This window comes from Saccharibacillus sp. JS10, assembly GCF_024436065.1.
Classification (GTDB): Bacteria; Bacillota; Bacilli; order Paenibacillales; family Paenibacillaceae; genus Saccharibacillus.
Window position 1 is genome coordinate 995,125 of sequence record NZ_JANFNS010000002.1, and the last position, 13,006, is coordinate 1,008,130.

Below are 13,006 nucleotides of genomic sequence, written 5' to 3' on the forward strand. Positions count from 1 at the left end.
TCGACGGAATCACCGCAGCGTAAGTTTCACAAACCGACTTTAAACGGAGGATGTGGATAGGCATGAGCATTCTGGTTGATAAAAACACGAAAGTCATTACGCAGGGAATCACCGGCGAGACAGGGCTTTTCCATACGAAAGGCGCTCTCGAATACGGTACCCAAATGGTGGGCGGCGTAACCCCGGGTAAAGGCGGAACGGACGTCGAGATTACGCTTGAAAACGGCAGTTCTGTGAAGCTTCCTGTATTTAATACCGTAAACGATGCAGTTAAATCGACAGGTGCTACCGCGAGCGTTATTTACGTACCGCCAGCATTTGCCGCTGACTCGATCATGGAAGCGATTGACGCTGAGCTTGAACTGGTTATCTGTATTACTGAAGGTATTCCGGTTCTGGACATGGTTAAAGTAAAACGGTATCTTGAAGGCAAAAAAACGGTATTGATCGGTCCTAACTGCCCGGGTGTGATTACGCCTGAAGCTTGTAAGATCGGTATCATGCCGGGTTATATCCATAAAGCGGGTAAAGTAGGCGTTGTTTCCCGTAGCGGAACCTTGACTTATGAAGCCGTGCATCAATTGACGACGCGTGGTATCGGTCAATCGACCGCTGTTGGTATCGGCGGCGACCCGGTTAAAGGTTCGGAGTTTATTGATATCCTGAAATTGTTCAACGAAGATGAAGGTACACAAGCAGTCGTAATGATCGGCGAGATCGGCGGTACAGCAGAAGAAGAAGCTGCGGAGTGGATCAAAGCGAATATGACGAAGCCTGTCGTTGGCTTTATCGGCGGCGCTACGGCGCCTCCGGGCAAACGTATGGGTCACGCGGGTGCCATCATTTCGGGCGGCAAAGGTACAGCAGCAGAAAAAATCGCTAAGCTGGAAGAGTGCGGTATTCGCGTAGCTCCAACTCCAGCTGAAATGGGCGCAACTCTGGTTGCTGTATTGGAAGAACGCGGAGTGCTCGAAACGTTTACAGCAGGTTAAAAAAATAGCCAAGCAAGCACAAGGCAAGCAGCCTTTCTTTCCCTAATGGGAAGAAGGGCTGCTTTTTGTGTTTTAGGCGATATAGGAGTGTGGAGAAATGACAATAAATATGCCTAAGCAGTGGTTACCTGAACAATTATGGATTTTATCTTTGCATGAGACAACCGGGATCGGTTGGGAAAGCATCAGAAGCTTGCTTGCAATCGTTCAATATCAAGGAATTGCTTATGACGAGTTGTTTCGGATTCCTGAAGAGACATGGCTTAAACTCGGTGCACAAAGTCGACAAGCCAAAGCGGCAGGTAACGTAAATATTCAGCAAGCTAACGAACGAGTTCATCAATTGCGTATTCAAGGTGTTGAACCTATTTCTTATTTTCATGACGAGTATCCTACTTTAATGAAGGAATCCGTCAAACCTCCGTGGATGATCTATACAATAGGACGCCGAGAATTGCTTCACGGATTCAATATTGCGATTGTAGGAAGTCGGTCACCTACGGCTTACGGTCGAGTCATGTGCGAACGAATCGCCGGAACTTTAGCGGAACGCGGAGTATGTTTGGTAAGTGGCATGGCTAGAGGAATAGACGGCTTTTGCCATCGCGAAGCCCTTCGGCACGGAGGATCAACGATCGCGGTACTCGGCGCAGGACCGGATATGATTTACCCGCCGGAGCATCACATACTGCATCGGGATATTGCTGAGCAAGGCTTAATCGTATCGGAATTTCCTCCGGGTACGCGTCCTTCGCCGGGTTTGTTCCCTTTGCGTAATCGAATTATAGCGGGGTTGACTCGCGGGGTGCTTATTGTCGAAGCTGCCGAAAAAAGCGGTTCACTGATTACTGCCGATTATGCACTGGATAGCGGCCGCGATGTTTTTGCTGTACCTGGGCAAGTGACATCGCCCAAAAGCTCAGGGACGTTACAATTGATCAAAAATGGAGCCAAACCTTGCGGAGACGCAGAAGATATTTTAGAAGAATATACGCATCTGTTTGTTCCGACCTCGTTAACTTCTGCAAAAAAAGAGAGTTATGAAAAATTGACAAAAGAGGAGCGGAAGATATACGTTATATTGGAGCAAGGGGATGCGAGTATCGACGAGCTGCAACAAAAGACCTCGTGGGACTTTGGACTTTTACATTCCGTTCTGCTATCGTTAGTCATAAAAAGTCAGGTAAAATCGCTCTCTGGCGCTGTATACGCATGGATCGGAGGCCCGGTTCGCTAATCGATGCCTGCTATTCATTACTATTAAAACATTTAAAAAATCGAACAATTAGCGCGGTTCAGAGCAAGGGGCTTGGAAAGCCGCGCTTGTATATTTTGAGAGGAGGACGAACCTATGGCGGATTCACTCGTCATCGTAGAATCGCCTGCAAAGGCTAAAACGATCGGCAAATACTTAGGCAGCAAATTTATCGTCAAAGCATCGATGGGGCATATTCGGGATCTGCCGAAAAGTCAAATTGGTGTCGATGTAGAAAACGAATTTAATCCGAAATACATCACGATTCGAGGCAAAGGTTCTATCCTGAAAGAACTGAAAGACGCAAGTAAAAAAGTGAAAAAAGTCTATCTCGCAGCCGATCCGGATCGCGAAGGCGAAGCGATTGCGTGGCATTTGGCGCATGCACTGGATATTGATAATGTGCAAGATTGCCGAGTCGTTTTTAACGAAATTACAAAGCAAGCCGTGAAAGATGCGTTCAAAACGCCTCGTCCAATTAATATGGATTTGGTCAATGCGCAGCAAGCACGCCGGATTCTTGACCGATTAGTTGGATACAAGATCAGCCCGTTACTTTGGAAAAAAGTAAAAAAAGGATTATCGGCTGGACGCGTTCAATCCGTAGCGGTCAAGTTGATCATCGATCGGGAAAATGAAATTTCAGAATTCGTTCCGGAAGAATACTGGAGCATTACCGCTCGACTTGCTGTAAAAGGCAATGAATTTGAAGCAAAGTTCCACAAATTAAACGGTACCAAAAAAGAGCTTCATAGCGAGCAAGATGTAAAAGAAGTGCAGGCCGCTTTCGAAGGAAAGGATTTTGTCGTAGGCGAAGTGAAGGAAAAAGAACGCCAACGCCATCCGTCCCCTCCGTTTACGACAAGCTCACTTCAGCAGGAGGCTGCGCGTAAGTTGAATTTCCGAGCAGCCAAAACGATGTCGGTCGCGCAGCAACTTTATGAAGGTATCGATCTTGGCAAAGAAGGCACCGTAGGTCTGATTACGTACATGCGTACCGATTCGACTCGTGTAGCGGGAAGCGCTCAAGAAGAAGCAAAAGAATTTATCGGAGAACGTTACGGAGCGGAATTCACTCCGGAAACACCGCGTCAATATTCGAAAAAATCAGCAAGTTCTCAAGATGCTCACGAAGCGGTTCGTCCGACTTCGATTGCACGCGATCCTGAATCGGTCAAAGCTTCGATGAGCCGTGATCAATTCCGATTGTACAAATTGGTTTGGGAACGTTTTGTTGCGAGTCAAATGTCTTCTGCGGTATTGGATACGTTGTCGGTTGATATTGCGGCGGGCGATGCGACATTCCGTGCTGTAGGTTCGAAAGTCCGTTTCCAAGGTTTTATGAAAGTGTATGTAGAAGGTAACGACGATGGTAGCGTGGAAGAAGATAAATTTTTGCCGGCACTTGCTAAAGGTGATCCTTTGGAACAAAAAGCGATTGAGCCGAAGCAACATTTTACACAGCCGCCTCCAAGATATACCGAAGCGCGTCTGGTCAAAACGTTGGAAGAACTCGGTATAGGGCGTCCAAGTACGTATGCGCCTACGCTTGAAACGATCCAAAAACGCGGTTATGTCGCGATCGAAGAGAAAAAGTTTATGCCAACTGAACTTGGTGATTTGATCAATGAGCAGATGGAAGAATTTTTCCCGGAAATTTTGGATGCAGAGTTCACCGCTCACATGGAAGAAAGTCTTGACCATGTAGAAGAAGGCGACGAACAATGGGTGCGTGTGCTTCAAGAGTTTTATGGCACATTCGAGAAACGGCTTGAATTTGCGGAAGAAGAAATGAAAGAAATCGAAATCCAAGATGAAGTCTCGGATGAGATTTGTGAAAAATGTGGTAAGCCATTGGTGTATAAAATGGGACGATTCGGGAAATTCTTGGCTTGCTCGGGCTTCCCGGATTGCCGAAATACCCGCCCGATCGTCAAAAATATCGGAGTGACTTGTCCAAAATGTAAAGAAGGGCACGTCGTTGAACGTCGCAGCAAAAAAGGGCGGATCTTCTACGGATGCGATCAATATCCAGAATGTGATTTCGTATCGTGGGATCGTCCTTCGGAAAAACCTTGTCCAGTGTGTTCCTCGCTTATGGTGGAAAAACGCAACAAACAAGGAACCAAGCTTCAATGTACATCTTGCGATCATATGGAAGTCGTGGAAGATAGCGAAGATTCAGCAGACGCTTAACCATTGTGGGAGTCCAAATCCTTTGATGAATTAGGGTTAATGTTATAGGGGGAAGAAAAAGTGAGTAGTCATCCAGAGTCAAACAGTCAACGAGTAACGGTTATTGGAGCAGGTCTAGCAGGAAGCGAAGCGGCTTGGCAGATTGCCAGCCGCGGCGTTCCGGTAACTTTGTATGAAATGCGCCCTAAAGTGAAAACACCGGCGCATCATACGTCTTATTTTGCAGAGTTGGTATGCAGCAACTCGCTACGTGCAAATGGATTCACCGGCGCAGTCGGAGTATTAAAAGAAGAAATGCGTCGATTAGATTCGTTAGTCATCGGAAAAGCCGATGCGAGTGCAGTACCGGCAGGCGGCGCTTTAGCGGTTGACCGTGATCTGTTTTCGGGCGGAATCACGCAAGCGCTCAAAGAACATCCACTGGTTGATGTACGCGAAGAAGAAGTGACTGAGATTCCAGCAGACGGTATCACGGTTATTGCCACAGGTCCTTTGACGTCTCCGGCTCTTTCCGCGCAAATCAAAAGTTTTATGGGCGAAGAATATTTTTACTTCTACGATGCGGCAGCTCCGATCATTGAAAAAGATTCGATCGATATGGATAAAGTGTATCTCGCTTCCCGTTACGATAAAGGCGAAGCGGCATACTTGAACTGCCCAATGACTGAAGAAGAATTTGATCGTTTCTATGAAGCTTTGATTACCGCGGAAAAAGCAGAACTCAAAGAATTCGAGAAAGAAATTTACTTCGAAGGTTGTATGCCGATCGAAGTCATGATGCAGCGTGGTCGTCAAACCGCGTTATTCGGGCCGATGAAACCAGTCGGATTGCCTGACCCGCGCACAGGAAAAATTCCTTTCGCTGTGGTACAACTTCGTCAAGACAATGCAGCAGGTACGCTATACAATCTGGTTGGTTTCCAAACGCATTTGAAATGGGGCGAGCAAAAACGCGTCTTCCAAATGATTCCGGGTCTTGAAAATGTCGATATCGTTCGTTATGGTGTAATGCACCGTAATACCTTTATCAATTCGCCAAGATTGCTTGAACCGACTTATCAGTGCAAAGCACGTCCGAATCTGTTTTTCGCAGGTCAAATGACAGGCGTAGAAGGATATGTAGAGTCGGCAGCTTCTGGGCTGATTGCCGGTATCAATGCTGCGCATCAAGCTTTGGGACGCGAGCAGATCATATTCCCAGAAGAAACGACGCTTGGCGGCATGGCTCGTTATATTACGAACGCCGATCCGGATCATTTCCAACCGATGAACGCAAACTTTGGTTTGTTGCCAAAACCAGAACAAAAAATCCGCAACAAAAAAGAAAAGAATGAAGCTTTGGCGATGCGAGCATTGGATAAGCTGGCGGCGTTTACCGAAGAACATTCGTTAAATGGCGTTCGCCAATAAATTGCAACGCCTGAATAAGGAGGATCACGATGGAAATTTCGTTTCACGCAACGACGATTTGCGCAGTACGCAAAGACGGTAAAGCGGCGATAGCCGGTGACGGTCAAGTGACGATGGGACAAAATGTCATCATGAAACAACATGCTAAAAAGGTTCGTAGATTGTATCGCGGTCAAATCCTTGCCGGCTTTGCAGGTTCTGTCGGCGATGCAATTACCTTATTCGAAAAGTTCGAAGCGAAGCTTGAAGAACATCAAGGTAATTTGCAGCGCGCAGCGGTAGAATTGGTTAAAGAATGGCGTACCGATCAAATGCTGCGCAAACTTGAAGCTTTGATGATCGTGATGGATAAAGACGGAATGTTGTTGATTTCCGGTAACGGGGAAATCATTGAACCAGACGATGATATTATCGCAATTGGTTCAGGCGGGAATTTTGCATTATCGGCAGCGCGTGCGCTGAAGCGGCATGCGGATATGGATGCCAAAGAGATTGCTCAAGCTTCACTAAAGATTGCTGCGGAAATTTGTGTCTATACGAACGACAATATTATCGTCGAAGAACTTTAACGCCAATTTCGGCGGTATTCAGACGAAAAAATGTATGTGATCTGGATACGCGCCCTACAAGTGGAGGGTACATTCATGAAAAACGAAGCCCTGACACCGCGAGAAATCGTGGCGGAACTGGACAAATATATCGTTGGGCAAAAAAAAGCAAAACGATCGGTAGCGGTAGCGCTGCGTAATCGTTATCGTCGTAGTCTTTTGCCGGAAGAAGTTCGAGACGAAGTCGCTCCGAAAAATATTTTGATGATTGGACCGACAGGTGTAGGTAAGACCGAAATCGCTAGACGTCTAGCTAAACTTGTAGGTGCTCCTTTTATCAAAGTTGAAGCGACTAAATTTACCGAAGTGGGTTATGTAGGCCGTGATGTGGAGTCGATGGTTCGCGATTTGGTTGAAACTTCGATTCGTATGGTGAAAGCGGAACGTACTGAAAAAGTTAAAGATCGAGCGGAAGAAATGGCGAATGAGCGAATCGTAGAAATTTTAGTGCCAGCTTCTAAATCATCTTCGGCGCAGAAAAATCCGTTTGAAATGTTATTTGGCGGTCAAGGTAAAACAACGCCTGAACCGGAACCGGAAAAAAATCGGTACGAAGAAGGTTCGCTTAGCGAACGTCGTCGTCAAGTTCGATTCAATCTGCTAGCGGGTAAACTCGAAGACGATGTGATCGAAATTGATGTTGAAGACGCGATGCCAAATATGTTCGATATGCTAGCGGGTCAAGGTAACGATCAGATGGGAATGAACATTCAAGAAATGTTAGGTAACTTCCTACCGAAACGAACCAAGCGTCGCAAATTACCAATTCGCGAAGCTCGCAAAGCATTGACGCAAGAAGAAGCTTCGAAGCTGATCGATATGGACGATGTCAATCAAGAAGCGGTTCGTCGAGCAGAGCAATCTGGCATTATCTTTATCGATGAGATCGATAAAGTTGCAGGCAGCGGCCGTGGACATGGTCCAGACGTTTCCAGAGAAGGGGTTCAACGGGATATCCTTCCTATCGTTGAAGGTTCGACGATCGTAACTAAATATGGTCCGGTAAAAACCGATTATATTTTGTTTATGGCAGCTGGAGCTTTCCATGTATCCAAGCCTTCCGATCTCATTCCGGAGCTTCAAGGTCGTTTCCCGATTCGGGTTGAGTTGGAAAGTTTGACGTTGGAAGACTTTATTGCGATTTTAACCGAGCCGCAAAATGCGTTGACAAAGCAATATATCGATCTTTTGCAGACTGAAAATGTCGAAATCGAATTTTCTCAAGAAGCCATTCGAGAAATTGCCAGTATCGCAGCCTCGGTGAATCAAAATACCGAAAATATCGGAGCACGTCGTTTGCATACGATATTGGAAAAGCTTCTAGAAGATCTTTCTTTCGAAGCGCCTGAACTTAATATTGAAAAAATGACGATCTCGCCAGCCTATGTTCGCGAAAAATTAGGCGATATCGCAAAAGATCGAGATTTAAGTCAATATATTTTATAAATTTAGCGTTTTTATCGTTTGTAAAAATGCAGAAGGTTTTAACCTTTTGCAGACAAAAGTTTGTGAAAGCCTATTCATTTTTAACATGTAATTGATATTGGTAAGTTAGTAACCAAAATAAGAAAAAGCCCTGTCTTCCCTTTAAGGAAAGATAGGGCTTTTTTCTCATTGTTTTATAGTCCCAACTCGAAGAAACTTAGAATAGACATTAAAAGGAATAAGGACTGGATTTACATCCAAATTGAGGAGTTAAGCAGTATTCTCGCCGAATTCTCGGAAAAGACAAAAAAAACAATAGTGTAGTCAAATTTTATTTTGTATAGTTTATAGTATGCACAAGGCTTATTAATTAAAGGAGTGGAATCGATGAATATTTTGAACGATACCAGTTTTAACCGTCTGCGCAGCGCGATCGACGCATCGAATACCAGACAGAATGTAATTTCCAACAACATCGCCAATGCAGATACGCCTTATTTTAAGCGTTCTGAAGTGTCTTTCGAAAGTCTGCTTCAGTCGGAGATGAACGGTGTAAGTTCGATTAAGGGAAGAGTTACCAATTCCCGGCATATTTCCATCGGTTCTACAGATTCCATTCCTAATGCCAAAATTACTAGCGATAAAAGTACAGCGATGAACAATAACAAAAACAATGTGGATATTGATAGCGAAATGGTTAAGCTAGGCGAAAACCAAATTCGTTACAATGCTTATATCGAAGAAGTCAATCACCAAATTAAAATGATGCGCACCGCATTGGGAGGCAACGGATAATCATGAGAATCAGTAACGGATTTGATATCAGCGCTTCTGCATTGACGGCGCAGCGTTTACGTATGGATATTGTTTCTTCTAATATAGCCAACGCGGATACGACTCGCGCACAGGTTGTTGACGGTGAAGTACAGCCTTATCGCCGTAAGATTGCCGTATTATCTGAAAACAGTCAAACTCCTTTTGCTCAAACGCTGAATGCGGCCATGAATGGTAAAAGTCCCGCTAATGGGGTGAAAGTATCCGCGATTCAAGAAGACCAAGAGCCGTTCAAGCTGGTATACAACCCGACGCATCCTGATGCAAATGCAGATGGTTATGTACAAATGCCGAACGTAGATATTGCTAAAGAAATGGTCGATATGATCTCGGCAACACGTTCTTATGAAGCTAACGTAACGGCATTAAACGCAACAAAGGCGATGCTTACGAAAGCTATGCAAATCGGTAAATAATTGATTGACGTAAGTTTTCTAAAATAAAATTGCTTTTCCATAGATGGAAATCAGCAAAAAGGAGATTGCTATGATTCAAAACCATATGTTCAATCCAGTTCAAATTGCTAATCGCGCCGTTTCCGCTTCCCAGGAAACGGCTTCGGCGACTCCGCAAGAAGCGATGCAAGGTTTCGGGCAATACTTACAAGATGCGCTGCAAGGCGTATCGGATATGGAAAAAACAGCGGATCAGACAGGCAAGCAATTCATGGTCGGACAAGCAAATGTCGATCAAGTTATGATTACTTCCGAACAAGCTTTGCTTGGTCTTCAGTTAACTTCTCAAGTTAGAAACAAAGTGATCGAAGCTTACCAAGAGATTATGCGTACCCAAATGTAATTGACATAATAAAGCTAAGTATAATGTTTTCTAGTGGGGTGAAACTGTGAACGAAAGACTAACCCGAATCAAAGATTCGATATTGGGTTATTGGAATCGGCTAAGCAAAACTCAAAAAGCCCTGCTGGTATCGACGGTTGCAATTACGATTCTGACGATTGTGATTCTTACCATGCAGTTTTCCAAAACGGAATACGAAGTGGCTTTCAAAGACATGAACAGTGAAGACGCTGCTGCTACGATGGCTTATCTCGATACGGCAGGCGTTCCTTACAAATTAAGCGCAGATGGAACAAGTATTTCGGTTCCCAGTACAAACGCAGCAAAAATTCGCGTAGATGTCGCTTCACAAGGCATTATTCAAAACGGGACAATTGGATTCAACAAAATGTTCGGTATGGCGAACTCTGCTTTGGGTGAGACCGAAAATGAATTCAACGTGAAGTACAATAGTGCTTTGAACGGCGAAATCGCATCTTTGTTACAGATGATGAACGGAATCCAAAGTGCCAATGTGCTTGTAACCCTTCCTAAAGAAAGTTTATTCGCTAGCGATGAAGATCAAGATCAAGCTTCTGCGGCTGTGATGTTGACTTTCAAACCGGGGTTTCGTCCCAGCCAAGAAGTGATTGACAGTTACTTCAACTTAGTCAAAAGTTCGGTTCCGAATCTTCCGATCGATAACATTACGATCAATAGCAACAGCGCAGAATTGTATGCTTCGAACGCCGGCAACGGATTTGGTGCAGGCGTATCTGGTGCGATTCAAGACAACCTTGCGATGCAGCGTAAATATGAAAGCGATATTGAGAAAAGTGTGAAAATGTTCCTCGGAACGATTGTGGGTGCGGATAAAGTCAACGTGTTAGTTGCGTCCAAACTCAATTTCGACCAAGTCAATCAGGACGAAATTCGTTATGAACCTGTAGACGAAGAAAACATGCGGGGTATTGAAATCAGCGTTCAAGATATTCAAGAAAGTTATACCGGTGGCGCCAATCCAACGAGTGGAGCAGCAGGAACGGGTACAGAAGCAGTACCTACGTATCCAGGGGATACAGCTTCGGGAAACGGGTCATCTGAAAGCTCTAATAAGATCGTTAACTATCAAGTCGACCAAATTACCAAGCAAATCGTGCAAAGCCCTTATATTGTAAAAGATTTAACCATCAACGTAGCGCTAGAACCACCAACCGGGCAAACTACGATTCCACCGCAGACAATTACGGATATTAATAGTGTTTTAGTTAATATCGTGGGTGCTTCTCTTGCTGATTCGGGAGTAACTTACACTCAAGATGAGTTGACGCAAAAAATCCTGGTTATGTCCACGACTCCTTTAGCTGAAACAGCTGCAGCAGATACAGGAATATCAAGAGTGCTGTTATGGAGCATTATCGGTGGGCTGGCTGCACTTCTCGGCGTTGCTATTTTCCTGATCATTCGTCGCAGAAGAAGAAACCAAGAAGAAGAATTGTTGGAAGAAATGCAATTGCCTACACCGGCAGAAATGCCTTCGATCAATTTGGATACAGTTAGCGGTGAAAGTCAAATGCGAAAACAGCTTGAATCGCTCGCCAAAAAGAAACCGGATGAGTTTGTCAATCTGCTGCGCACCTGGTTAGCCGACGAATAGGAGTGAAAAAGTGTGCCTAAATCAAGCGCGCAGACATTGAGCGGACGGCAAAAAGCTGCGATTCTTTTAATTTCACTAGGGCCTGAAGTGTCCGCTCAAATTTTTAAACATTTACGGGATGAAGAAATTGAGCAATTAACGCTCGAAATCGCCAACGTTAGAAAAGTAGATAGCTCGGAAAAAGATACGGTACTTTCCGAATTTCATCAGATCTGTTTAGCACAAGAATACATCTCGCAAGGCGGTATCAATTACGCGAAAGATATTTTGCAAAAAGCGCTTGGCGAGCAAAAAGCGTTAGAAGTCATCAACCGCTTGACTGCGACTCTTCAAGTACGACCGTTCGATTTTGCGCGTAAAGCCGATCCTAGCCAAATTTTGAACTTTATTCAAAATGAAAACGCGCAAACCATTGCTCTGGTTCTTTCATACTTACAGTTTGATCAAGCTTCAATTATTTTGTCTTCGCTTCCTCAAGAAAAGCAAGCAGAAGTCGCAAGAAGAATTGCTATGATGGATAGTACGTCTCCAGAAGTCATTGCTCAAGTTGAACGTATTTTGGAGCAAAAACTGTCTTCGACGGTAACGCAAGATTTTGCGACAGCCGGAGGCATCGAGTCGATCGTATCGATTTTGAATGGCGTCGACCGTGGAACAGAACGTACAATTCTCGACTCGCTTGAAATTCAAGATCCGGAACTTGCGGAAGAAATCAAAAAAAGAATGTTCGTATTCGAAGATATCGTCAATATCGACGATCGTTCGATTCAACGTATTATTCGCGACGTGGAAAGCGCCGATCTGCAATTGGCACTTAAAGTCGCAAGCGAAGAAGTTCGCGAAGTGGTATTTAAAAATATGTCCAAACGTATGGCAGAAACTTTCCGTGAAGAGATGGAATTTATGGGACCTGTTCGATTACGCGATGTCGAAGAAGCGCAAACCCGTATTGTAACGATTATCCGTAAGCTGGAAGAAGCAGGTGAGATTATCGTCGCACGTGGCGGAGGAGATGATATCATTGTCTAACCTCATAAAATCTTCGCAGTATGTACCGAAAGAAGACTTTGTCAAACTGGATTTACATCGGCATTATGCTTCGCAGCAACCTCAAGTTGAAGGAGAAGAACATTCTCATCTGCCTGTTGCGGATCAGCAAACGATCATTTTAAAAGATGAAATGATTCGCGATGCCAAAGAGTTTGCAGAGCTTCAAATTCGCGAAGCCGCAGAGCAAGCGGAGCAGATGCTTGCTGATGCTCAGCAGCAGATTGAATTTTGGTGGCAAGATAAACGCGAACAAGATGAACATCTGGTTGAAGCGGTAAAAATGCAAGCATTCCGCGAAGGCTATGAGGAAGGCAAAGCCCAAGCGGAAGCGGAACTTGCCGTGCGGATGCAAGAAGCTTCGCAAGAAGCACAAGCGTTGATTCAAGAAGCGGTTCAAACGAAAAGCGATATTATTCAAGAAGCTGAACCTTTTTTGGTGGAACTAAGTTCAGCGATCGCCGAAAAGGTCATTGATCGTAAGTTGGCAGAAGATGAAGAGTTGACGATATCGTTAATTCGTCAAACCTTATCGCGTAAAAGAGAACAAGGCACGATTACACTTTGTGTAGCACCTTCTCAATTTTCGTTAATTAATTCAGCACGGGAAGAGCTTGCTATGTCGATTGATTCTCAAGCCGAACTTCAAATCTTGCCTGATTCTACGGTAAAAGATCGCGGATGTGTGATTCGTTCAAATTTCGGAAGTGTTGATGCCCGAATCGATACGCAACTGACTGAAATCAAACGAGAACTGTTGCGCCTCGCTCTGCATGAAGAATCTTCCGGTTCTTGAAAAAAGGAA

Annotated in this window: 12 protein-coding genes; all 12 read left to right on the forward strand. The window is 44.7% G+C overall.

The genetic code is table 11. The features are described 5' to 3' along the window. Positions 1-62 precede the first annotated feature (62 nt). Positions 63-992, forward strand: coding sequence for a succinate--CoA ligase subunit alpha (gene sucD, locus NOM90_RS09940; RefSeq protein WP_255941661.1), 930 nt, complete (start codon positions 63-65; stop codon positions 990-992). Positions 993-1,089: 97 nt separating this feature from the next. Next, complete coding sequence (dprA, locus tag NOM90_RS09945; protein ID WP_255941662.1) at positions 1,090-2,229, forward strand: DNA-processing protein DprA; 1,140 nt, start codon at positions 1,090-1,092, stop codon at positions 2,227-2,229. 114 nt (positions 2,230-2,343) lie between these two features. After that, positions 2,344-4,443 (forward strand): type I DNA topoisomerase, encoded by a 2,100-nt coding sequence (gene topA, locus NOM90_RS09950; RefSeq protein WP_255941663.1) that lies wholly within the window; start codon positions 2,344-2,346, stop codon positions 4,441-4,443. 60 nt (positions 4,444-4,503) lie between these two features. After that, entirely contained in the window at positions 4,504-5,853 is a 1,350-nt protein-coding gene (gene trmFO, locus NOM90_RS09955; RefSeq protein ID WP_255941665.1) for an FADH(2)-oxidizing methylenetetrahydrofolate--tRNA-(uracil(54)-C(5))-methyltransferase TrmFO, read from the forward strand. A gap of 29 nt (positions 5,854-5,882) precedes the next feature. Next, positions 5,883-6,422, forward strand: coding sequence for an ATP-dependent protease subunit HslV (gene hslV / locus NOM90_RS09960; RefSeq protein ID WP_255941666.1), 540 nt, complete (start codon positions 5,883-5,885; stop codon positions 6,420-6,422). 75 nt (positions 6,423-6,497) lie between these two features. After that, entirely contained in the window at positions 6,498-7,907 is a 1,410-nt protein-coding gene (gene hslU / locus NOM90_RS09965; RefSeq protein ID WP_255941668.1) for an ATP-dependent protease ATPase subunit HslU, read from the forward strand. Positions 7,908-8,273: 366 nt separating this feature from the next. After that, complete coding sequence (flgB, locus tag NOM90_RS09970; RefSeq protein ID WP_255941670.1) at positions 8,274-8,681, forward strand: flagellar basal body rod protein FlgB; 408 nt, start codon at positions 8,274-8,276, stop codon at positions 8,679-8,681. A 2-nt stretch (positions 8,682-8,683) separates the two neighbouring features. Next, positions 8,684-9,136, forward strand: a complete 453-nt coding sequence (gene flgC / locus NOM90_RS09975) for a flagellar basal body rod protein FlgC (RefSeq protein ID WP_255941672.1) — start codon at positions 8,684-8,686, stop codon at positions 9,134-9,136. Positions 9,137-9,206: 70 nt separating this feature from the next. Next, on the forward strand, positions 9,207-9,518 hold the full coding sequence (gene fliE / locus NOM90_RS09980) for a flagellar hook-basal body complex protein FliE (protein ID WP_255941673.1): 312 nt from the start codon (positions 9,207-9,209) through the stop codon (positions 9,516-9,518). Positions 9,519-9,564: 46 nt separating this feature from the next. After that, the gene (gene fliF, locus NOM90_RS09985) at positions 9,565-11,154 is read left to right on the forward strand and encodes a flagellar basal-body MS-ring/collar protein FliF (RefSeq protein WP_255941674.1); all 1,590 of its coding nucleotides are present in this window, start codon (positions 9,565-9,567) and stop codon (positions 11,152-11,154) included. Positions 11,155-11,166: 12 nt separating this feature from the next. Further along, on the forward strand, positions 11,167-12,183 hold the full coding sequence (gene fliG / locus NOM90_RS09990; protein ID WP_255941675.1) for a flagellar motor switch protein FliG: 1,017 nt from the start codon (positions 11,167-11,169) through the stop codon (positions 12,181-12,183). Continuing rightward, positions 12,176-12,997 carry a FliH/SctL family protein gene (locus NOM90_RS09995; RefSeq protein ID WP_255941676.1) on the forward strand — a complete coding sequence of 274 codons (822 nt, stop codon included), beginning with the start codon at positions 12,176-12,178 and terminating at the stop codon, positions 12,995-12,997. Before fliG ends, NOM90_RS09995 begins: the two co-directional genes overlap by 8 nt. The last annotated feature ends 9 nt before the right edge of the window (positions 12,998-13,006 follow it).